The organism is Lysinibacillus sp. GW247-5R2A (genome assembly GCF_059424475.1).
The window spans coordinates 78,882-100,247 of sequence record NZ_JBWKZL010000011.1 but is presented as its reverse complement, the minus strand read 5'-3'; the positions used below and the strand labels follow the sequence as shown (position 1 = coordinate 100,247).

The window sequence follows — 21,366 nt, the reverse complement described above, 5'->3', positions numbered from 1 at the left end:
CATAGAATAAGTTAAATTCTAATGATAAATACTGTAAAATTTATTTATTACTAATTAAGTAAAATAAACTTATATGATAGATAGTAAATTCCAAATAGAGGTGGATTTATATGCCTAAAATTGACAATATGTTAGCAATTCTATGGATGCTTAGTTCAGGTGAAAAAATTACTGCAAAACAAATTGCAGAAAAGTTAGAGATGAATATAAGGACTGTTTATCGTTATATTGATACACTTTCAACAAGTGGTGTACCAATAATTTCAGACACAGGACATAACGGTGGATATACTTTATTAAATAATTTTATTGAAGTTCCTCTTTTTTTTGATTTTGAGGAGCAAACTTCACTATTCCACGCTGCTGTTTTTGCAGAAGAAGCCGGATATTATGGAGGTGAAGCACTAAATAGGGCCATTTCAAAACTAAGTAAATACTCAAATCAAGAGCAGGAAACAAAGATAAATCAACATTTAACTAGTCTTGAAGTAATAAGTCGATTAGGTTCACTCTCTATGGAACCTTTTTTGAAGGAGTTGGAGCAGGCCGTAGCTGACGTATACTCAGTAAAAATTCTTTACCATAAAAGTGGCGAAAAGCAATTAAATTATAGATTGGTCGATCCGTACAGAATTATCTATTGGAATAATAAGTGGTATGTGATTGGATTTTGTCATCTTAGGAATGATATCCGTAGTTTTAGAATTGATCGAATTGAAAGTCTAATGCTAACCGAAAATAAGTTTAACCGGCCAGAAAATTTTTCAGCACGTGACTTTTTTATGAAAAACCTCCTTCCAACTATAGAAGATAAGGAAGGGATTACTTCTTTAGTTATTAATGGGAATACAGGTACGTTGGGAGATATTTGCCAACATTGGTTTTTAGGACATTATTTACAAGAACGTACTTCTAATCAAGCAGTATTTCTTCTTGAAAAGGATATTATACATACATATGTACCATATTTACTTTTACCGTATGGTAAATCTATTCAAGTTATTGAGCCAATAAGTCTTAAGAAAAGACTGATTGAAGTTCTGTCGGAATTAATAAAATTTCATCAAGTATAATACAACTTCCCTGACGTTAGTTGTCAGGGAAGTTGTATTATACTAGGTATATCAATTGGGATAGGAGAGTTATTTAATGCAAACAAAAAAAGTTTATCTTTATGTATTTAATACAATGTCAGACTGGGAATATGGATATTTAATTGCTGAACTAAACTCAGGGAGATATTTCAAAAAAGATTTAGCCCCATTAAAAGTAGTTACAGTAGGAGCTAATAAAGAAATGATTACTACAATGGGAGGACTGAGCATACAACCAGATATTTCTCTTGATGAATGTACGCTTAAGAGTAAAGATCTTTTAGTCTTACCTGGTGGGACTACTTGGAGAGAAGATATTCATCAACCTATCTTAAGAAGAATTGGCGAAGCTTTAAAACTTGGTACTATTGTTGCTGCAATTTGTGGTGCAACTGAGGCTCTCGCGAATATGGGATACTTAGATTCTAGAAAACACACAAGCAATGACTTAGAGTATATTAAAATGGTCTGTCCTAATTATAAAGGAGAAAAATTTCATGAGATGGGACCTGCGGTATCAGGTGTGAATTTGATTACTGCATCAGGGGTAGCACCTCTAGAATTTACTATGGAAGTACTGAAAAAATTAGATGTATTTACACCCGACACATTGCATTCATGGTATAACCTAAATAAGACTCATAAAACTGAATACTTCTTCCAGTTAATGAATTCAATAAATAGCTGATCTAAAAATCAACTTAGCATTTTTATATTAGTTCAAATAAAAACCATGCTTTAGACAATGTCAAAGCATGGTTTTTGTATATTACTTAAATATGTTTATGTAAGTAAAAAACTTACAAAGCATTCCTGAAGTTTTTATAAATAGAATTGGTAACTAAATCTTTTTTAATCTTATTACATATAGGTGTGCTTTTTTCTTTGGTAATAATGTTGGAATGATCTTCAAGAATCGGGCGCATTTCTTTAATAAGGAATGCGCCTTCTTCCATTGAAGGGCATATAATTGAACACCTCTTTTAAAAGATCTGGATATTTATGTTAACATATAGGTCAGATTGTGAAGAATGACACTTTAACTAACGGTGCAGGTTATGGGGTGCTTTACTTGAAGTGAATTGAGCTGCTTGGGTAGCTCATTTTTCTTATTGAACTAACGAGGCAGTTTAGTTGAATAAGAATTTATAGTAAAAGATTACATAGTAGAAGTTTGGAGGTATTTTATGGGATTACTCATGTATGCTTTGTTTGGATTTTTGGTTTGTACGTGTATTGGTTCGATACTTAATATAATGCTTAAGACGTCTCAGAAACGAGATTGGCTTATCAAATTTTTTGTAAAGTAATGAACAAACCAAATAAATTTTAAGTAGAAATATTTAAAAATTGATGAAGAAACATCCGAGTGAAACAGCAATAAAAATTATGGCAAATAGTAAACTATTCCACAGGCCTAGTATAATAAAAGGAGAAGTACTTTTATCTCCGTCTTTCTTGAGACCTGTGAATGTTCGCCAGGTTATTATTAGCTGCCAAATACCTATTAATAAAAAAATGAATACAAATAAATATCTCATATAATTACCTCCTTTATATAAAAATACCATGTTTAGAAAGCGTTATCAATAATATTGGAATATAATGAAAAAATGTTTTATATTGTAAGTTGTGAAGTAAGTTTAGGTTTAGCGATAATAGTAGTACCACTATTAAATTTATCCACTGCAACTTTTTTTGGATGAAGAACAACAGATGTTTATTAAGCTAACGGGTACTTATTTTCAATAAGGTACTCAACAATCGTGCGCTTTTATTTAGGAACGCGTCTTTTTCTTTTAAAGGGCGCGATTCTGTAACTAGAATCAGCGCTCGCTTTCATTAATGGGCCAGATTTTTGAGTAAAGTTATGTAAGAAATTAAACAACATCCAATTATTGACTTTATTCTATAGAGTGTTACAATTTTATTGGTCAACCAACCAAAAAAGGAGGAATTGTATGAGTACACAGGACAAAAGAAAACGGTTAATCGAGGCGGCTTACAAAGTATTTGTAAGAAAAGGATATGCCAACGCTTCAATCAAAGATATCGCAAACGAAGCAGATATGACATCGGGACTTGTTCATTATTATTTTAAAAATAAAGAAGAACTGTTGCTTTCCGTACAAGATGAAATTCAAAAGCATTACCAAAGGCAATATAACGGACAGCCTGATGACTCTGTAGATACTGAGGCAGTTCTACTTGAAATCAAATCCAGAGCGGTAGACAATCCCGACTGGTATCGTTGGCGATATGAAATTTTTTCTTTAGGAATAAAAAGCGAAAGTGGCCATCTTGAACAGCAAGTAGCGTCTATTCTCAAGAATGGGAAAGATAGTCTTTCTGTACCGTTGCAGCATTTAGTTGGCAATTCCCATAATGCTTCTGCGCTTGCCAGTATACTATTAGCTTGCTTCGACGGGCTAGCCCTTCAGAAAATTATCGACGATCAATTTGATATCGACCACTCATATAGATTATTAATTGAGCTCCTTGAGCTTTATTTAAGCAAGTCTCATTCTGTTTAACAGTTTATCTGTTCACCTGAATATACAAGTAAATTAACATGAAAGGTAATAATATGAAAAGATTAGTAATATGTTTATTCTTCTTTCTACTCATCGCCCCTTCACTTTCTCTAGCTGCTGCAGGTGATGATACTGCTCAACAAATCGAAACATTTATGAACGAGGCGCTAGAAAAGTATTATATTCCTGGGGCTTCGCTGGAAGTAATACATAACGGTCAGACCATCTTTCAGGATAGCTGGGGGACAATGAGTGACGGGTCAGTCGTAACGGAGGACTCGACTTTTCTTATAGGGTCAGTAAGCAAGCCTTTGACTTCACTTGCTATTATGATGTTGGTAGAAGATGGAGAAATCAAACTAGATGAACCGATAGAAACGTACATCCCTTGGTTTACTTATCAAACAGATGGCACAAAATCAATCACCGTACGACATCTATTAGAACAAACAAGCGGTATTAGCGCTTATGATGGAATGAAAGTGACAGATCGACAAGGACGTGATAAAGAGAATGGTATTACTCAAGCAGTGACAGAACTGAGCGGAGTACAGTTAAGCCGTATTCCGGGTGAGGCATATGAATATAATTCAGCTAACTATTTACTCTTAGGAGCTATTATTGAGGAAGTGTCCAACCAGTCATTCTCAGCATTTATGGAAACTCATATTTTCTCTCCTCTTGGTATGAACAATACGTCTGCCGATTATGAACGTGCAGTGGAAAGAGGATTTGTGCCCGGCTTTCATTCATGGTTTGGCCTACCTGTTAAAGGTGATGGATTGTATGATCAATCGGGAGCGCCTTATGGTTATATGTCATCAACCGCCAGTGACCTGACCAAATTTATAAAATTCATGCTAGACGGCGGACAATTACTATCACAACAAAGTTTGAAACAACTACAAACACCACCAGAAAATGGTGGACGATATGGTCTGGGCTGGCACTTCCCAAGATGGGGAAATAAGTATCCTTACCACACGGGTGCAACGCCTGAATATAAATCAGAAATATTCTTTATCCCGGAACGAGGTCTAGGTGCCGTTCTTTTAATGAATAAATACCATGAATTAGAAGCTGTTTCGTATTTAAGCATAATGGAGGGAATTCGATCCATTATGAATGGGGAAAATCCGGATTTAGTACAACTAAACGTTAGCACGCAATGGATTACGCTTGGTGTTATATTATTGTTGGCTTTTATATCTGTAATTAGTTTAATCCGTTTAAAACGTAGAATTACAATAAATAAAAAGGTATGGGTGTCTACGGGAATCCTATCCGCCATTTTGGCTGTCGGACTGATTCCATCATTCACATATAGTTTGGATATTTCATGGAGGACGGTTGGTCTTTTTCTTCCAGACGTGGAATTTCTCATTCAATGTTTAATCGCGATATTGGCAGTTAACAGTCTCTTAACCTTCCTTTTTATTGCTATGAAACGAAAAAATAATGCATGAATTTCGACCTATGAAGGCGTTAAAGGGCAAGTAGTGAGAGCAGAACCTTATGAAAGAAATCAAGTCATCCACGATTTTCAACAATCGGGCGCATTTCTTTAGTAAGGAGGAATGCGTCTTTCTTCATTTAAGGGCCCGTTTGTTGAATAACATCGTTGAGGAAATTAAGGGTAATTATGTTAAAATTTAGGTTATAGTGTGAATTAATGTACTTAAACTAACGAAGCAGGTTAGTTTAAAATTTAAATGTAGATGAATCAATTTCATATCTCTGAGCCCTTTGGGCTCTAAGTATAAAACGACAAAAAAATAGGGTACCTCCCCAAATCCTGTTTAATGAGAGTTACGACACACACATTAACAGACTGGAGAGATACCCCTATGTCCATTATACGACAAGAAAGCCTGTTTGACATGCAAGTTTTATCGATTTGGAACCTACTCAACGTTTTAATTCGGTTTTATCCGGTATTGACATTCATCCAATCCTAGATGTTGTGATGAAAAGGTCGGTTGATCGGCTTTCCCAACTACAACTTTCTGTAGCATAATTAGCTATTTATACGTTTTTCTAAGAAATCATCGAAATTCTGTTTCTTTATGATTTTTTAAAAGTGCGTATTATGAAATTGATTCTACTACATAATATAAAATTATATTTTTAAGGAGAACAAGATGAAAATAGAACGTATGTTAACCATTATTGTGATGTTACTTAATAGAAATCGTGTAACAGCAAATGAATTGGCTGAGAAATTTGAAGTGTCGGTCCGGACTATTTACCGAGATATTGAAACAATCAATCTAGCTGGTATTCCCATCATTTCCCATTCCGGAAACAATGGTGGATTCAGCATTTATGAGAGTTATAAATTAAATCATCAAGTACTAACTCTTAATAACCTGTCCTCCCTTCTTTCTGTTCTCAAGGATATTAATTTCACAGTTGACGACATTGAGTTAGAATCATCCATAGAAAAACTACAAAATATCATTCCTGAAAACAAGGTAGATTATCTAAAGCTGCATATGGAACAAATCATCATTGATTTACATCCTTATGGAGACTCTCCAAATCAAAAAGCATTAGTTAAGACGCTAAGGAAAGCTATTACACAGACTAATTTACTGACTATTGACTACAGAAATTATGATAATATCGTCAGCAAAAGACAAGTTGAGCCTATGTCGCTCATATTTAAAAATTATACTTGGTATTTATTTGCTTATTGTCTTTTAAAAGAAGACTTCAGAATATTTAGAGTTTCCCGTATAAGTGATTTTCACATTGAAAATCACTCATTTGAACGTCGAGAAAAATCCTATCACGAGATTATAGCATTATTAAATGAACAAACAACAATGACAACAATTGTCTTAAAAGTTTCCCCTCAAATGAAGTCTCGTGTGAAGGATGTTTTTAATAAAGAAGATATTGCGGTGTTAGAAACAGGTGAACTTCTTGTTACAGCTACATTCCCCGAAAAAGAATGGTTGTTCTCTCTCATATTTAGTTTTGGAGAGCATATAGAGGTCTTAGCTCCAAAAGAAATGCGCAAAAAAATTGCTTCCAAAATCAGATTGATGGCTGACAAATATCATTAAGTGAGTTTCTCAAAGCTGACAGACCGTTGTCAAACGTCCATGATAATATTGTCATTGTAAGATACTTTTATTTTAATTAGGAGGATGTTAAATGACAAACAATTATGAATTTCCAACACCAACACTTATCTCGGGTAACGGTGTGGAGCTAGAGGTTTTTGAAGCTGGACAAAAAAATGGGGGGCAACCTATCGTTCTCTGCCACGGATGGCCAGAGCATGCCTTTTCTTGGAGACATCAAGTGACTCCTCTTGTAGAAGCAGGTTATCACATTATTATTCCTAATCAACGAGGGTATGGAAAGTCTTCTTGTCCAAAAGAAGTCACAAAATATGATATTGAACATTTAACGGGTGATCTTGTTGCTCTTTTGGATCACTACCAATACAAAGATGCCATTTTTATGGGCCATGATTGGGGCGCAAGTGTTGTTTGGAGTATGGCTTTGCTGCATCCAGAACGTGTTAATAAAATGATTAACTTATGCTTGCCCTACCAAGTTCGAGGAGAGAGACCTTGGATTGATTTTATGGAAGAAGCTTTTGGCGATGATTACTATTTTGTTCACTTTAACAAACAACCAGGTGTTGCAGATGCTGTATTAGACGAAAATGCAGCCCAATTTCTTCGTAACTTATATCGAAAGAATGTTCCATCACAAGGCTCTGTTGAAGGAATGGAAATGATTAATCTAGCTAAAGCAACCCAGCCGTTAGGTGAACCTGTTATGAGCGATGATGATCTTTCTGTTTATATCACAGCCTTCAATAAGACAGGTTTCACTCCAAGCATCAATTGGTACAGAAATTTAAATCGTAATTGGTATTTATTAGGTGACGTATCTCCTATTCTTCATCAGCCAACATTGATGATTTATGGTGAGAAAGATATTATTCCGCCGCTTCCAAATATAAAAGATTTTGTACCTAATATAGACATTAAGAGTTTAAACACTGGTCATTGGATTCAAGAAGAAAGACCTGAAGAGCTTAATCAAATGATTTTAGAATGGCTGGAAAAATGAGTGAAGTGCTATTTTTTAGTAATCAAACAGAATTTATTGATTGGTTGGATATTCATCACCAAACAGCTAGTGAAATTTGGGTAGTTTTTGTTAAGAAAAAGACCAATAAAGCAAGTCTCACTTGGTCCGAATCAGTAGATTGTGCACTGTCATTTGGTTGGATTGATGGGATACGAAAAAGAGTTGATGAAGATTGCTATAAAATTCGCTTTACTCCACGTAAGCCTAATAGCCTCTGGAGTAAAGTTAATGTGCAAAAGGTGCATAAACTGATAGAACACAATCAAATGAGGCCTGAGGGATTGACTGTTTTCAATCAAAGAAAGGATCAAACAGGTTATTCTTCCGTTCATAGGAACGTTACTTTAACGAAAGAATGTGAGGATGAAATTAGAAAAAATCCAAGTTCTTGGGAATTTTTTAATCAGCTTCCACCTTCGTACAGAAGAGATTCTATTTGGTGGGTAATGAGTGCTAAAAAAGAAGAAACTCGGCTAAGAAGATTGAATCGATTAATTGTTTCATGGGACAAGGGAGAAATATTAAGACCCTAGCATAAAGACCATCCAATAATTGGGTCAAGAACGGACATTGATGCACTACCAGTCAAAAAAGACACTGGATTACCTTTTGCCTAGAAATATAAGAAAAAGTCATTGTTTAATTAATGATTCATTGTTACTCAACAATCGGGCGCGATTGTGGAGCAACACAGGTAGAAAGTAATCAAACTTTTTTATAAAACCTAACTTAAAACTGCTAAAGAAGAATCCCTTTTGATCAATCTTTTTTCAAAAGGGATTCTTTGAATCGGCTACACTAAGTTGGACATAAAAAATAAGGGCTAGGTAACTTGAACGACATACAAATGTTTCATACAGACCGAGGAAAAGAGTTTGATAATAAGCTCATTTCAAAAGCCCTAGAAACATTCGGAATCCAGCGATCCCTGAGCATGAAGGGATGCCCTTATGATAACGCCGTGGCTGAGGCGATGTTTAAGGTATTTAAAACCGAATTCGCTAACGGAGGACATTTCGCTACTCTTGAACAGCTCGCTCTTGAACTTGATGATTATGTTCATTGGTTCAATAACATTCGAATTCACGGGACACTAGGCTATTTAACTCCAGTGGAATTCAAGCAACAGACCTTATAATTTTTGTCCAGTTTAGTGTTGACATACCATTGTTAAGATTTGACAGGTAAAGTATTCAATGGAGTGTACGAGGTGAAAAATACTATATCAATTTCAACACAAGAGACAAAGAAAAGAAAGGATATATAAGGTATATACCTTTTTATTTATTATATCGGTATTGATAAATTCAGGTTTATTGTTTTTAGATGGTAGTGTCCTTTGTGGAATAGTATGTCTTTTATTTTTTTCTATTGTTCTTCACTATAGTTTTCGAAAGAATGTTTGGGCGGTATTAATCGTAAAATGTACAGTGTGGATACATGTATTTTTATTGATTATTATATTTTTCAATTTATTTATCGATGCTATAACGTAAGTACCTTATTTTACTAACGGGTTGCTTTTTTTTAACATGCTAAAGACGATTGTTGTGTAGAGTGAAATTTAGTTTTTAAACTATTTTTTAAATTTTTTAGTGTAGAGAAGTATCCTGCATCAAAATTAAACTCCTCTATTTGTAACCCCGTTCCTTGCTTAGAACGGGGTTATACTTGTTTGAGGTTTTAAAAGAATAACTCTATTTTCACGTTAAAAGCTGACTTTAAAATCAGTTTTGTACACCAGTTACATAAGAATATTAATTATTTTTGTTTTAGTAGTTGATCGACAAGTAGCTGAGATTTTAAACCTTCTAATCCATCCACAAGAGGTTGCTCATCATTTTGAATACAATAAATGAAATGCTGGACAGCATCTTCAAAGCCTCGTTGTTTTAGAGTTGTTTCCCAAGTAGAAGAAACAGTTGTAGAAACTGCATTTTCTTCTTCGATTTCTGTTGTATTCATATTTTTCACACGGATAATTGCACCGTCTGTTACCCATTCTATTTGTTCTAAATTCGATCCTGCTTTTCTATGCATAGCAGTGGTGAAGGAGATATTTTGAGAAGTTTCGTACATATGCTGGGCAAATAAAAGTTGGTTTTCACCATTTGTATGAACATGCCCATACTGGACACTTAGATCTCCATTACTTAACCAACGAACTGTATCGACTAAGTGAAGATAATCATCTAACATGGTGAACTCGTAAGAATATGGACCCACACTATCCGTTCTATGCTTTTCAACACGTACCCAAGCCATTTTATTCGCTTTTTCCTTTGCTTTTATATACATAGGAGCAAAACGACGATTAAATCCAACCATAAGCTTTCGTCCTAATTTTTCACTTAATTCGACTAATTTTTCCGCCTCTGAAATAGATGCTGCCAATGGTTTATCGACATATACATCTATCCCCTTGTTAAGCAGTTCTGAAACTACTTCATAATGTGATTCTGTGGAGCTGTGTACAAACATGGCATCGCACTCTTGAGCTAATGCTGGTAAGCTATCAAAGTCTTGTATACGATACTGATTGCAGATTGCTTTTCTCTTTTCTCTACTAGGTGAAAATGCACCCACAAATGTCCAATCTGTTTCTTTTGAAAGAATAGGCAAATATGCTTTCTGAGCGATACCACCCAGTCCTACCATTCCGATTCTAGGTTTTATCAAATTGATCATCCTTTATCATATCTAGATTTGGTACCATAATAATTTCATTACTAACTTTTAGTATACAATTGAGTTTGGTCAATTTCATTAAAAAAGATGGTACACAGGTCTCATCTTCTTTAAAATTTTAAATAATATTGGTTTCCTTCTATTTATAAAAGTAAATGTTCGCAGCAAGCTTTTGAGCCTAGAAAATATCATGCTGAAGCAAAGGGAAAGGACTGATCATGTTGTGGTCCAATTATTAAAACAAAATGAATCAGTAGTGAATATTCACAGAGAAACAGATCTTCCTAGAAACACTATTTACTCAATGAAAAGGCAATTAGAATTGGATGTAAATATGACGTTAATAAATAGATTTAAGTAAAATCCTGTGTTTTGGTATGCAGGGTTTTTATTGTTCCACAAACGGGTCAGATTGTGGAACAACATCTTTAGATCATTCTGATATTTGGGTTGAAATTTGATTGTGATTCTGAATTTTTGTGCTCAAAGTAACGGAAATACTTGGTTTAAAGGGAAGTGGAATTTATGCTAGATGATTGAGGGTTTTTTTAGGAGAGTGTTATTTATTTTATCCTCAGGCCCATAAGGTATTTCATACGGCATTCGATCCTTCCTACTAACATGGGGTACAATCAGTTTCTGCAAGTGCAATTACTGCGGAACATCTGAATGCAGAAATTCCAAGAGCGTTAACAGAAGATGAAATCTATCTTTTGAATGAAGATAAATTTTATTTTAGACAAGTTTATACATTAAAAATGTGTCACTTTAGGTGTTGTTTTGCATTTTAAATATAAAAAAATAGTAGCACAAACCATGGCCTTGGTTTGTACTACTAATGTTAGTATGTTTCTATATTTAATTCCGATAACTAAACTTTCTTGTGCTGCTTCAACAACTTCTGTAGTAATCGTATTAAGATAATTAATCTCAAGTATTCTTTTAATCTGAGAAGTCTAAAGCTTCCTCCTTTAATCTTAATAATACTGGTAATTGCCTCGTAATCAGAAAAATTTTCAAGATTTATAGAATTTCTTTGTATTATTTGTGGTAAGAGATATACAAATCCAATAGCCTCTGTAGATGCTTACTCTATTCTTGCCACACGCTCATAGGGTCCCATGGCTTGATACGATTGCCATATTTCTCGGATAAAAAAGCTTTCATGTCTTCCAGTTTTGTAGGAACCTCGTTCCAATTGGGAAGAGAAGGCAACCCGCGTTTACTTTTTAAGAGAATATCCACCGTAACATACAAACGTTCTGGCTGAATCCAATGAAGGAAGCGGGAAATATCGATTTCCTTAGTCAGGGATAAGGAATCAATCTCGTCATTGTAATGCTTGTTGAATTCGCTTATCAAGTTCAAGAGATAATCTCTCTGTTCCTTCACGAAGTCTAGGCCGCATATGGCGCCATGTCCTGGAACAACAATTTCAGGTTTAATGTCATCAATAATGCGATCAAGTACTTGTATCCAGTTGAGGGTTCCTTCTTCACTGTATGCCGTACAACCGTTAAACACGACATCGCCGGCGAACAGCACTTTTTCTTTTGGCATCCATAACAGCAAATCACTGTCAGAGTGGGCAGGAGCTACATTGTAAATCATAACCTCCGTATCGCCAAGCCGTATGTTGATATCGTCCTTTATCTCAATATTCGGGTGCACCCATTCTACTCCCTCCAGGTCAAATCCTTCAAATTCTGCTGCAAAAAACTGCTCTCCCTGAGTCGATTCCGGAGAATTCTTCCCTCTTTTGATGACGCTATCCATCCACGTGATATTCTCAGTAAGACGCTCCCTGGCAGCTTCCTTATGCATAATAATGCAGGCTTCTTCAAACACTTTGTTCCCCCATGTATGGTCGCTGTTATAATGCGAGTTCACTACATAGGCGGGAGAGCGGCCATTGCTTACTTCCTTAAAAGCATCTCGCATTTCTTGCGCATGGAACAGATCAAAGAACGTGTCATACACCAAACCTTCTCCTTTGTTGATAAACCCAGCATTGGCCCAACTGATGCCACGATACGGCGAAATACCGGCAAAGACGCCATCCGCGACTTCAAAAAATTTAACCCGAGGTTTTTGAATAATACTTCTATACTGCATAACAATTCTCCTTTGCATATATGTTTTTTGGAGTTAGTCACACTGACTACATCTTTATTATAGAGAATGGAAAATAAAAAGCAAGCGAGCACTTGCGTGCATCCAATCTATGTAATATGATAATAACTGAACAACATCACACTACATGGATGGAGGCGCTTCAAACATGAAACTGGTAACCTTTCACACCGAAACTTCGAAAGAATCTTTTTTTGGGCTTGTCATTAACGAGAAATTTGTCGTGTCTTTTGCCGCAATCATGAAAAAGCAGGGGACATTCGTTGACAGTCTACAAAGTATGGACAGCTATCTACAACATTTGCCGGCAAGCCATACTGTCGCTAAGGAGCTGATGCAATACGCTGTTAGACAGCTGCATCAATTTAATGAAAATGAAATCAGTCCAATTGCAGCAGTAAAATTGCTGCCACCTATTTTGAACCCGGCTGCACTTATTGATTTCGGATTGACGCCAAGACATCTGAGAAATGCTGGTGTAAATCTGCTGCAAAGAGAATACACAGGAGCGGAAAGAGAAGAATTTATACAAAAAATTGCAGAAAATTTCCAGCAAGAACCGAATAAAGTAACTTTCAGTTATTACAAATGTAACCATAATGCATTGATTGGCGATGGGGCTACAATTCACTGGCCTTCGTATTCTTCTTATCTGGATATCGAACCGGAGCTGGCCTTTGTTACAGGGAAGGGGAACTGCATTGCTGGATATGTAATTTTTAACGACAGTACTGCTCGCGATGTGCAGTGGCCAGATTTTCAGGCGTTGACCGGACCAACACGGTGCAAAGATTTTGATAACAGCAAAGGAATAGGACCATTTCTGGTTACACCGGATGAAATCGATAACCCGCTGGCACTGGATGTGGATGTACGAATTGGAGAGAGACTGCACTGGAAGGGAAGCACATCCGAGTATTCCGCGCACCCTGCAAAGGTGATGGAGGAGATTCTCAAAGTTTTCACGCCGCTCCCAGGCACGATTATAGGAATGGGTACGATACCGGATTGCTGCGCCATCGAGACCGAACAATGGCTGTTGCCCTCTGACCGAATCCAGATTACGTTCGATAAATTAGGCACGCTCACGCAATTGGTACCTGATGAAGTTAAGATTACGGAACCAAGTCGCTGGGAAAAAAGAAGTGATTTACCTTAAATAAACGTTTACGAAGATGATGAGCTCCCGAATCCTATTGTATATGTATAACTTGTTGTATAATAGGCTTAACATATGCAAAAGGAGTAATATAATGCATACTTCAGACAGAATCATCGAAGCCGCGACACGGCTCATAAAAAAGAATGGCTATCGGGGAGTAAGCACTAAAGCCATTGCAGCGGAGGCTACAGTCAATGAATCTACAATTTTTCGGAATTTTGGAAGCAAGCAAGGCATACTGGAAGCTATCATTGAAAGGCATTCGGATATCCCGCAATTTGAGAAACTGTTAATGGAGGAAGCGACCGATAATCCAGAAGTTGATCTGCTGAATGTAAGCCAGCAGTACCGCTTGTTTTTCCATAAAAATACGGATATTATTTTGATTGGCATCCGCGAAAAAGGAATATTTCCTGAATTAGACAGAGTGCTGGCCGAGCCGCCGGTGAAGCTGCACTCTTTGCTGGTTGAATATTTTGAACGACTGCAGAAGAAAAAAATCATACCGAGTCAGGATTCGCGTCTTGCCGCCATGTCTTTTCTCTCGACGTGCTACGGCTTTCAGATGAGCGAGCTGATTCACCAGCAATATCAGTCTCAATTCGTCACCGAGGAAGAGTTCTACAAGTACATTGTCTCATCGTTCGTTAAAGCAATATTGTCTTAGTCATAATAAGGCTGTAGCAGTTTATACGAATCTCTTATGGGTTTACTTCACTCGTTGTAATAAAAGAAGGTATATTCCAATGAAGTGAAATGATTAAAATTCAATAGATTTTTTAATTATCTAGTGTATTAAAGAGTTTTCTGAAATCGAAATATAATTACTTTATAAAAACATGAGAAAAATAATAACATCTTTGGTTGAAAAATAGGGTAATACACCTTACCAATTCAATGTCGATAGTTAGTTTCATTGTAGAAATGAGTTGAATGTGTTAACAATAAAATCATAAAAATTATGAAAGTTATTTATTCAACAAACGAGGCATTGAGCTAAATCAAATATAATGAAAAGAATAAAAGAAGTGAAAAAGCATACTGGGAACAGTTTACCCTTGAATGCTTCTTCACTTCTTTTATTTAGAGTGGATTTCCTGTATGCGTCCAACCTGTCCAGCTGTTAGCCTCACTTTAATACCGTGGGGAAGGGTTTTTTTAAATATCTTATAGGATATCTTTGGTAATTGTCCCTTTTTCAAACCTTAACAATATTAACAGCTTTTCCTGTAATATGTCTTTCCGATATTGTCCGTAAATTAGACACCCATTTTTCTACGGGTATTGCTTGTTTTTTTCGTTTGCTGGCTTTTCATTTTTTTTGTTGAAAGGTCGTGATTCATTTTTCCTTGATTAGCAGAGGAACGGTTTTTTTTGTTTTCAAGCTGCTGTTTCACTGCCTCTTGCAAGCTGATTTTTTTTGGGGGTACTTCAGTTTGATGATTCTCGGTCATAGGTAATGCTCCTTTTTAAATGATAGTAAGTCCAGTATAATCTATTTTTTATTATTTGTGAAATTGTTCCTTTTAACTTATTCTATCAATTCTAATACGCAAGGGCCCTATTCATGAATTCGTTGGGCTCCAGATGTAATTTCAAGACCTTTAAATAAGAGGGCGAATGACTTGGTTAATCCGTTTTCCGCAGGCATTGTATACATGGGTCTATTTTCTTTCGGGTACTTTGTAATAAAGACAAACTCACTCCACATATCTTTAATAAATTTTGCAATCAGTTTTTCTCCATCGGTATGCGATAATCGAATAGAAGATTATTTTTTAAATCTTTGCTTTTTCAACAATCTGGCGCTTTACTTGAAGATCCTTGAAATTTCAGAATTAGGAATTGCAATTGGAGATTGTGCATTGTGGGGTAAAGGATTTGGATAAAAATATATATTTGAAACGAAATGGTTAAAGTAGTCGTATCAGGTATTATCGATTAGAGGAGGTCGGAAAAATGGATTATACTAAAATCTATAATGAGGAACTGATTGCCTTAGTAAAAGAGAAGATAAAGTCCGTCGGCGAAATTAAAGCGGTGAAGTTTGTGAGAGAACAAACAGATATGTCCTTAATACAGGCAAAGAAATTTGTAGATTTTTGTAAAGAATAGACATAAAACTAGAGTCACTAAACTGTAGCTCTAATTATCTTCATTAGTATTTGAACTACAAATAATAAACTTCGACAGACGTATACTATGTTATGTTTCTGTCATTTTTTTGTGCATTCATAAAGAGATTTTATTAAACGAGAAAATTGTTAGTATATATAAGAGATGACACTTGGTGATAACAGTAAATTCCATTCGAATGAACCTGTCAAGAGAGCGCAGTGTGTTGCATTTTTACACCGTGTTATGAAGTTTCAAGTTGGTTTTTAGAAATAAAGCTAAGACTAACCACCCCTTTAGATAATTGATCAGATGGGGTGGTTTAATGTTTATAAATAGACTTTGGAGAGGGGCACCTTTATAGATGAATAATATGTAAGGTGTTCGCATCTGTTTTTTAGGGCCAAACCACCGCAAAATGTCATGATGTCCGTTTGGTTCATGAATGCTTTTATTATTTTACGTTTATACGGAAGTGACGAATTTGTATAAAGCGAGTCGTAGAGAATGTGTATTGATTATGTAAACCAATTTGGGGTACTATCTACACAGGCTAAACGATAATGATTATCATTCTAAGTAATCGAATTGTTTTGCTACTATACATAAATTACGGGAGTGAATTTAATCATGGCAAGATGGATGCTTATGAAAACAGGATGGATATCGCTTATAACTGCAGGAATGATTACGATGTCAGGTTGCGCCTCGACAGGCAATCAAGCTGTGGGGACGACCGATCAGCCTGCAAATGCAACGGCAGTGTCAAGCGAAGGCTCGGTTCAGACCGAAACACGTGTCGTAACAGATGGCTTCGGAGAGGTAGAGATTCCGAAAAATCCGAAGCGAGTCTCAGCGCTTTATCGTGAAGATTATTTGGTTGCACTTGGGGTAACGCCCATTGTGCAATATTATAACCCAATGTGGGGCAAGCAGGATTATTTGAAGCTGGATGTGCCATTGTTCGACGTGACTGGGAACATTGAAGCTTTGCTTGTATCTGAGCCAGACCTGATTATCGGCGCTGGAGAGGTAGATGCCGAACAATACGAGCTCTATTCTAAGGTTGCACCGACGTTCCGTTTGCCGGATGATGTACTGGTGGATACGCGCAAAACATTGACCTTAATCGCCGATTTGCTTGGACTAAGTGATAAGGCGGAGCAGGTTCTTGCTGATTACGATGCACGTATTGCGGATGTGAAAACTAAGCTGAACGCGGCAATCGGCGATGAGAAGATTGTTGTTCTGCGAATGAATGTCGTAGACAAATCAATAAATATTTTCGGCATTCATAACACGTTTGTTGGACAAATCTTGTATGAGGATCTTGGACTGAAGGCTCCGGGGTTCGCCGAGGCCATGACAGAGGGCAATATCGTCTTATCGAAGGAGGTCATTCCAGAGCTTGACGCGGACCATATTATTTTGCTTCCATCCAATGGGACATGGGAGGAAGAGAGCAACGCGAAAGCTCTGGAGGAAATGAAGGCAGATCGGTTATGGCAGACCGTTCCTGCATTTAAGAACGGCCATGTATATCCAGTTGAGAGATCCTATTGGCAGACGGGAGCCATTACGGCTAACGGGCTGAAGCTGGACGATTTACTTCGATTACTGGCTCCTTAATACGAAATAGGGTGATTACGTTCCTTGGCATGACTTATCGTCATCAGTAAGGACAATTTTAAGAAACTTTTTTGAAGCTGCCGTCTATATTTGCGGCAGCTTTTTCAACTTCCATTGACAATTTTACCTTCTAAACTTAATTCACCTTCTGACGAACGTCTTGTATTTGTTTTTCGCATATTTTGTAAACTGCAACTCTAGTTATACGAAAAGTGGTACGACAACGTTTCCTCTGACTACGCTTTAAGCCACTTAATGCAACATCTAAACCTACTGATTTATACATTCCTCTAGGCAATTTACCATTTTCAGCTTTCCCAATAACATGATGGTTACATTTTTTTGTATATGTAATCGCTAGCCTGTATATTTGGACTGCATTTTTTCCTGTTCTTTTTTAGTACTTCAACTTTTTTTCTCAATTTAAAAAAGTACAGTTTAAGGTTGATGGGCGGCTATTTTTGATTTACACTATATTCATTGAGAATGAATATCAATTAAAGGGCGGTTGTTAGGAACAATGGATAATGAACAGTGCAAACAAGCCGAGATGGCTCCATTAGTCCAATATATGCTGCGATCCATCCGCTTCATCGTTGTAGGCGACCAAGCCGAAATGAATGCTTCGGATGGCAGCAATAGTAACGATAAGGAAAGCTATGAACTTTTCTTTATTATGAGTGGCACGGAACAAGGAAAATGTTATTTACAGGTGCCTGGCAAATATTTCGCTATTGATCAACAGATTTCGAACTGCAGTTACTACCAGCTGTGTTTCGAAGCGAGAGGCTATGATGCAGCTTCTGGTTTACTTCCGGATAAGCAAGAGCTTGCCTGCTCACCATTCGCAAAGACAATGGAACTCCTTAATGAGTTATATGGACTCCGCAGAGCGAGCGACGAGCTCGAGCTATTCCAACGATTTGTGAAATTCCAAGAGTTGCTGCTCTTTCTATTCCACCAAAATGCGCAAGCAATTGAAGAGAAGGGAACAGATACCGAGCATCATGGGATAGAGCTCAGTATACGGCACATTCACCAATATTACCGTGAGCTGCTGACCGTGGAAGAGCTGGCCTCCCTCGCAGGTATTGATCGTTGGAAGTATACCCGTTTGTTCAAAGAAGCTACTGGTCAAGTACCCCTCCAGTACTTGAATGAAGTACGGATTAATCAAGCCAAGAAGTGGCTAACGAGCGCCGATGACAAGTTGCTCGATATTGCGCTACATGCAGGTTTCAGCAATGAATATTATTTCAGCCGCCGTTTCAAGCAGACGGTAGGCATATCGCCCGGACAATACCGTCTCAGTCACAAGGGAAAGCTTAGAGTAGTAGCGCCATATTTGGAGGATTTCATCGTCGCGCTGGATATGGAGCCTATCGCCCAATATCGGCATGAGAAATGGGGAAAACAAGACTATTTAGGCTTAAACGATATTCCGACTTTTGAGGAAAACAGCAACAATCTTGAAGAGCTTTCCTATTATAAACCAGATTTGATATTGCTTGTGGATCGTTACGAACAACAGCAATATGCACAGTGCCGACGCATCTCTAACACGTGCATCCTGCGAGAGCAGACCAATAATTGGCGTACACTGCTGCGGACCGTCGGTGATTATTTCGGGCGGGCAGAGTTGGCCGATGAAGCTATCGCAAATTATGATTTCAAAGCAAGGAGTGCGAGTCAAACGCTGAGTCATCTGATGAAAGGGCAGAGTGTTGCTTTTTTGCGTATTTCGGCGGACCAAATCATCCAATATACGGAAGGAGGGCAAGCCTTTGTTTCAACAGTTCTTTATAGCGATGTTGGTTTGCACTCCCACTCCGCAGTAGGTGTAGCTTCAAAAGAGAATAGGCCGGGTATGTTCACTCTCACTGTAGAAGACCTGCGTATGCTAACCGCAGATCACCTGTTCATTACTTTCGATAAATGGCATAGCCAGGAAGAAGGGAAGGAGAGGGAACTGCTCGAGATGCCAGAGTGGCGCGATCTGCCGGCTGTTAAAAACAACCATGTTTACGAGGTGGATTTTCTAACATGGATGAATAATGGAATTATTTCCAACAGCAAAAAAATCGATGATATACTGCGATCGTTAGCTTGATTAGGTTTTGTTTGGTGGTGTCAACATTTACTGTTAACGGTTTAAGAGCACCACGATGGAGAGGATAATCAATGTCGAACTAAGATTAAATAGTATGATGACCAAAGGAGTGTTTCTTTCAGACAAAGGAATGCTTCTTTTTCTTTAGTTATACGAACCTAAATTAATCTCTTCTTTATAAAGTGCAAAAGCTATGATAGCGTCCATGAGTGCTTCATATAGCGATAAAGATGCTAAAGTCTGTTACCAATTGGGAATGGGCTTTGTAAATGTACAGTCCAATTAGCATAAAATTACATTTTACTACTATTATATTTTTTAATGACAGTAGCTAAAATGGCGACCATCAAAACGATGACACTATTGATCAATAAAAAATATCCTATTTGCATGCCATAAAACAACGCAAAAGGATCGCGAATAACCATTACCGCTAAAGACCCACCAATAGCACCAAAAAAGACTGCTAGTAGTAATAGGATGAACGCAGAAAAATAAAGATTATTCTTTTTTCTGTAAGCTATAAACGCAATCATATTCGCAATAATGATAAACAAGACCATAAGTATGATGAAAAAATTATCCATTTTTACTCCTCCTTCATAATCAAACACAGTATTATTATGATTGCTGAACTAATCTGCACCATTAGTAGAAAGATGAGACTTCTTTTAACGTTGGAAGCTAGATTTTTTCATGTTATATCTATTTACTTTTTCTTCCTATATTTAAATACGCTTCAAATGAGTCAAAGTTTCATTGTGGAACAATTCACCTATCAAAAAAGGATGAACATGACTATAGACAGCACAGTGTTCAATGGCATATCAACATCTACGCTATGCCAAGTACAAGTAGAAACTTATTAAAGCCCAGGCACTCCATTAATTTTGAGCCTGGGCTATTTGTGTATTTTCTTAAAAAGTTGACCATTCTATTATGGATAGGAGTGAAACAATGAACGATATAGGCTACTTTCAAATAGCTATTGAAACAATTATAACTTTTTTTGTCCTTCTGGCTCTTACACGTCTTTTAGGAAAAAAACAATTAAGTCATTTAACTTTTTTTAACTATGTAACAGGAATAACAATAGGGTCCATGGCTGCAAATATGGTTATTCTTAGTACAAAAGATTACACAAAGGATTTACTTAGCCTAGTAATTTGGTGTTTACTTACTATAATTATTAGTTATATTAGTCTTAAGTCAGGGAAAATTAGAGTAATCCTTGATGGTCAACCTACAATTATTATAAAACATGGAAAGATCGACAGAAAAGCATTAAAAAGAACAGGTATCAATATCGATGACCTAACGATGTTGATTAGGCAAAATCAAATCTTTTCAATAACAGAAATTGATTTCGCCATACTAGAACCCGATGGTAGACTTAGTATTCTCAAAAAACCTGAGTATCAAGGGACACAAAAAAGTGACTTAAACATATATCCTTCGCCACCGACTTATTTACCGATTGAAATAATTACGGATGGAAAATTATTACCTAAAAATTTATTGGAAGTAGGTAAAAATAGAGATTGGTTAAGAAAAGAATTAAGCAAGGCACATATAAAAGAAATAGAAGAAGTGTTTTATGCTGAGATTCAATCTGATGGAAGCTTATTTATTCAAAAATTCTAAACAAAAATAACCAGGCGCTCAATGGAGTACCTGGTTATTTTTTTGAAGCTCAGGCAGCAGCCAGTAAAAAATTAATCGAAGACTAGCTACGCAAGTATTAAAATATAGCTATATTTATCGACCTTCCTGAAACATTATATT

Annotated in this window: 19 protein-coding genes and 3 pseudogenes; 14 read left to right on the top strand and 8 right to left on the bottom strand. The window is 36.6% G+C overall.

The features are described from left to right. The first annotated feature begins 110 nt into the window (after positions 1-110). Both AC07YC_RS17065 and AC07YC_RS17060 read left to right on the top strand, forming a co-directional pair. Entirely contained in the window at positions 111-1,073 is a 963-nt protein-coding gene (locus AC07YC_RS17065) for a helix-turn-helix transcriptional regulator (protein ID WP_427485409.1), read from the top strand. 76 nt (positions 1,074-1,149) lie between these two features. Further along, positions 1,150-1,782 (top strand): type 1 glutamine amidotransferase family protein, encoded by a 633-nt coding sequence (locus AC07YC_RS17060; protein ID WP_427485408.1) that lies wholly within the window; start codon positions 1,150-1,152, stop codon positions 1,780-1,782. Positions 1,783-1,894: 112 nt separating this feature from the next. Here AC07YC_RS17060 and AC07YC_RS17055 read toward each other — a convergent pair whose 3' ends face one another. Next, positions 1,895-2,050, bottom strand: coding sequence for a hypothetical protein (locus AC07YC_RS17055; RefSeq protein ID WP_494919951.1), 156 nt, complete (start codon positions 2,048-2,050; stop codon positions 1,895-1,897). Between the two features lie 1,005 nt (positions 2,051-3,055). Here AC07YC_RS17055 and AC07YC_RS17050 point away from each other — a divergent pair. The 6 genes and pseudogenes from AC07YC_RS17050 to AC07YC_RS17025 form a co-directional block, all read left to right on the top strand. Beyond that, on the top strand, positions 3,056-3,628 hold the full coding sequence (locus AC07YC_RS17050; RefSeq protein ID WP_494919950.1) for a TetR/AcrR family transcriptional regulator: 573 nt from the start codon (positions 3,056-3,058) through the stop codon (positions 3,626-3,628). Between the two features lie 53 nt (positions 3,629-3,681). Further along, a complete protein-coding gene (locus AC07YC_RS17045; RefSeq protein WP_494919949.1) occupies positions 3,682-5,094 on the top strand; it encodes a serine hydrolase domain-containing protein in 1,413 nt (470 codons plus the stop codon). A gap of 675 nt (positions 5,095-5,769) precedes the next feature. Continuing rightward, positions 5,770-6,699: a helix-turn-helix transcriptional regulator gene (locus AC07YC_RS17040; RefSeq protein ID WP_494919948.1), complete on the top strand. Its 930-nt coding sequence runs from the start codon at positions 5,770-5,772 to the stop codon at positions 6,697-6,699. Positions 6,700-6,790: 91 nt separating this feature from the next. Then, on the top strand, positions 6,791-7,723 hold the full coding sequence (locus tag AC07YC_RS17035) for an alpha/beta fold hydrolase (RefSeq protein ID WP_494919947.1): 933 nt from the start codon (positions 6,791-6,793) through the stop codon (positions 7,721-7,723). Beyond that, the gene (locus AC07YC_RS17030; protein WP_494919946.1) at positions 7,708-8,277 is read left to right on the top strand and encodes a YdeI/OmpD-associated family protein; all 570 of its coding nucleotides are present in this window, start codon (positions 7,708-7,710) and stop codon (positions 8,275-8,277) included. The genes AC07YC_RS17035 and AC07YC_RS17030 overlap by 16 nt, the downstream gene beginning before the upstream one ends. A 299-nt stretch (positions 8,278-8,576) precedes the next feature. Then, positions 8,577-8,882, top strand: a pseudogene (locus tag AC07YC_RS17025) (transposase); the annotation flags it as partial. A 623-nt stretch (positions 8,883-9,505) separates the two neighbouring features. Here the strand turns inward: AC07YC_RS17025 and AC07YC_RS17020 are convergent. The 3 genes and pseudogenes from AC07YC_RS17020 to AC07YC_RS17010 form a co-directional block, all read right to left on the bottom strand. Then, the gene (locus AC07YC_RS17020; RefSeq protein WP_494919945.1) at positions 9,506-10,423 is read right to left on the bottom strand and encodes a Gfo/Idh/MocA family protein; all 918 of its coding nucleotides are present in this window, start codon (positions 10,421-10,423) and stop codon (positions 9,506-9,508) included. A gap of 866 nt (positions 10,424-11,289) precedes the next feature. Then, positions 11,290-11,459 (bottom strand): annotated as a pseudogene (locus AC07YC_RS17015) (AAA family ATPase); the annotation flags it as partial. Positions 11,460-11,524: 65 nt separating this feature from the next. Further along, on the bottom strand, positions 11,525-12,547 hold the full coding sequence (locus AC07YC_RS17010) for an MBL fold metallo-hydrolase (protein WP_494919944.1): 1,023 nt from the start codon (positions 12,545-12,547) through the stop codon (positions 11,525-11,527). A 166-nt stretch (positions 12,548-12,713) separates the two neighbouring features. Here AC07YC_RS17010 and AC07YC_RS17005 point away from each other — a divergent pair, with 166 nt between their 5' ends. Both AC07YC_RS17005 and AC07YC_RS17000 read left to right on the top strand, forming a co-directional pair. Further along, positions 12,714-13,724 (top strand): fumarylacetoacetate hydrolase family protein, encoded by a 1,011-nt coding sequence (locus AC07YC_RS17005; RefSeq protein ID WP_494919943.1) that lies wholly within the window; start codon positions 12,714-12,716, stop codon positions 13,722-13,724. Positions 13,725-13,818: 94 nt separating this feature from the next. Beyond that, on the top strand, positions 13,819-14,394 hold the full coding sequence (locus tag AC07YC_RS17000; RefSeq protein WP_494919942.1) for a TetR/AcrR family transcriptional regulator: 576 nt from the start codon (positions 13,819-13,821) through the stop codon (positions 14,392-14,394). A gap of 412 nt (positions 14,395-14,806) precedes the next feature. Here the strand turns inward: AC07YC_RS17000 and AC07YC_RS16995 are convergent, their stop codons facing one another. From AC07YC_RS16995 to AC07YC_RS16985, 3 genes and pseudogenes are all read right to left on the bottom strand, one after another. After that, positions 14,807-14,929 carry a DUF2196 domain-containing protein gene (locus AC07YC_RS16995; protein WP_494919941.1) on the bottom strand — a complete coding sequence of 41 codons (123 nt, stop codon included), beginning with the start codon at positions 14,927-14,929 and terminating at the stop codon, positions 14,807-14,809. A gap of 57 nt (positions 14,930-14,986) precedes the next feature. Then, the gene (locus AC07YC_RS16990; protein WP_494919940.1) at positions 14,987-15,181 is read right to left on the bottom strand and encodes a hypothetical protein; all 195 of its coding nucleotides are present in this window, start codon (positions 15,179-15,181) and stop codon (positions 14,987-14,989) included. A 113-nt stretch (positions 15,182-15,294) separates the two neighbouring features. Next, a pseudogene (locus tag AC07YC_RS16985) lies at positions 15,295-15,477 on the bottom strand (amino acid--tRNA ligase-related protein); the annotation flags it as partial. Positions 15,478-15,686: 209 nt separating this feature from the next. On the opposite strand from AC07YC_RS16985, the gene AC07YC_RS16980 reads away from it, so the two are divergent. The 3 genes from AC07YC_RS16980 to AC07YC_RS16970 all read left to right on the top strand — a co-directional run bounded on the left by AC07YC_RS16980 (position 15,687) and on the right by AC07YC_RS16970 (position 19,581). Beyond that, a complete protein-coding gene (locus AC07YC_RS16980) occupies positions 15,687-15,842 on the top strand; it encodes a hypothetical protein (RefSeq protein WP_162832712.1) in 156 nt (51 codons plus the stop codon). Between the two features lie 630 nt (positions 15,843-16,472). Then, the gene (locus tag AC07YC_RS16975) at positions 16,473-17,471 is read left to right on the top strand and encodes an ABC transporter substrate-binding protein (RefSeq protein ID WP_336634836.1); all 999 of its coding nucleotides are present in this window, start codon (positions 16,473-16,475) and stop codon (positions 17,469-17,471) included. 520 nt (positions 17,472-17,991) lie between these two features. Beyond that, positions 17,992-19,581, top strand: coding sequence for a helix-turn-helix domain-containing protein (locus AC07YC_RS16970; RefSeq protein WP_336634835.1), 1,590 nt, complete (start codon positions 17,992-17,994; stop codon positions 19,579-19,581). A gap of 293 nt (positions 19,582-19,874) precedes the next feature. Here AC07YC_RS16970 and AC07YC_RS16965 read toward each other — a convergent pair whose 3' ends face one another. Further along, positions 19,875-20,168, bottom strand: a complete 294-nt coding sequence (locus AC07YC_RS16965; RefSeq protein ID WP_336634834.1) for a 3-isopropylmalate dehydrogenase — start codon at positions 20,166-20,168, stop codon at positions 19,875-19,877. A gap of 370 nt (positions 20,169-20,538) precedes the next feature. Here AC07YC_RS16965 and AC07YC_RS16960 point away from each other — a divergent pair, with 370 nt between their 5' ends. Continuing rightward, a complete protein-coding gene (locus AC07YC_RS16960; RefSeq protein WP_494919939.1) occupies positions 20,539-21,225 on the top strand; it encodes a DUF421 domain-containing protein in 687 nt (228 codons plus the stop codon). Positions 21,226-21,366: the final 141 nt, after the last annotated feature.

Bases quoted from the DNA above. Each gene is read 5' to 3' on its own strand.
- AC07YC_RS17060 (WP_427485408.1), top strand. From the start codon at position 1,150: ATGCAAACAAAAAAAGTTTATCTTTATGTATTTAATACAATGTCAGAC.
- AC07YC_RS17030 (WP_494919946.1), top strand. From the start codon at position 7,708: ATGGCTGGAAAAATGAGTGAAGTGCTATTTTTTAGTAATCAAACAGAA.
- AC07YC_RS16990 (WP_494919940.1), bottom strand. From the start codon at position 15,181: ATGACCGAGAATCATCAAACTGAAGTACCCCCAAAAAAAATCAGCTTG.
- AC07YC_RS17000 (WP_494919942.1), top strand. From the start codon at position 13,819: ATGCATACTTCAGACAGAATCATCGAAGCCGCGACACGGCTCATAAAA.
- AC07YC_RS16960 (WP_494919939.1), top strand. From the start codon at position 20,539: ATGAACGATATAGGCTACTTTCAAATAGCTATTGAAACAATTATAACT.
- AC07YC_RS16975 (WP_336634836.1), top strand. From the start codon at position 16,473: ATGGCAAGATGGATGCTTATGAAAACAGGATGGATATCGCTTATAACT.
- AC07YC_RS17035 (WP_494919947.1), top strand. From the start codon at position 6,791: ATGACAAACAATTATGAATTTCCAACACCAACACTTATCTCGGGTAAC.
- AC07YC_RS17040 (WP_494919948.1), top strand. From the start codon at position 5,770: ATGAAAATAGAACGTATGTTAACCATTATTGTGATGTTACTTAATAGA.
- AC07YC_RS17050 (WP_494919950.1), top strand. From the start codon at position 3,056: ATGAGTACACAGGACAAAAGAAAACGGTTAATCGAGGCGGCTTACAAA.
- AC07YC_RS17010 (WP_494919944.1), bottom strand. From the start codon at position 12,547: ATGCAGTATAGAAGTATTATTCAAAAACCTCGGGTTAAATTTTTTGAA.
- AC07YC_RS16980 (WP_162832712.1), top strand. From the start codon at position 15,687: ATGGATTATACTAAAATCTATAATGAGGAACTGATTGCCTTAGTAAAA.
- AC07YC_RS17055 (WP_494919951.1), bottom strand. From the start codon at position 2,050: ATGGAAGAAGGCGCATTCCTTATTAAAGAAATGCGCCCGATTCTTGAA.
- AC07YC_RS16970 (WP_336634835.1), top strand. From the start codon at position 17,992: ATGGATAATGAACAGTGCAAACAAGCCGAGATGGCTCCATTAGTCCAA.
- AC07YC_RS17005 (WP_494919943.1), top strand. From the start codon at position 12,714: ATGAAACTGGTAACCTTTCACACCGAAACTTCGAAAGAATCTTTTTTT.
- AC07YC_RS16965 (WP_336634834.1), bottom strand. From the start codon at position 20,168: ATGGATAATTTTTTCATCATACTTATGGTCTTGTTTATCATTATTGCG.
- AC07YC_RS17045 (WP_494919949.1), top strand. From the start codon at position 3,682: ATGAAAAGATTAGTAATATGTTTATTCTTCTTTCTACTCATCGCCCCT.
- AC07YC_RS17065 (WP_427485409.1), top strand. From the start codon at position 111: ATGCCTAAAATTGACAATATGTTAGCAATTCTATGGATGCTTAGTTCA.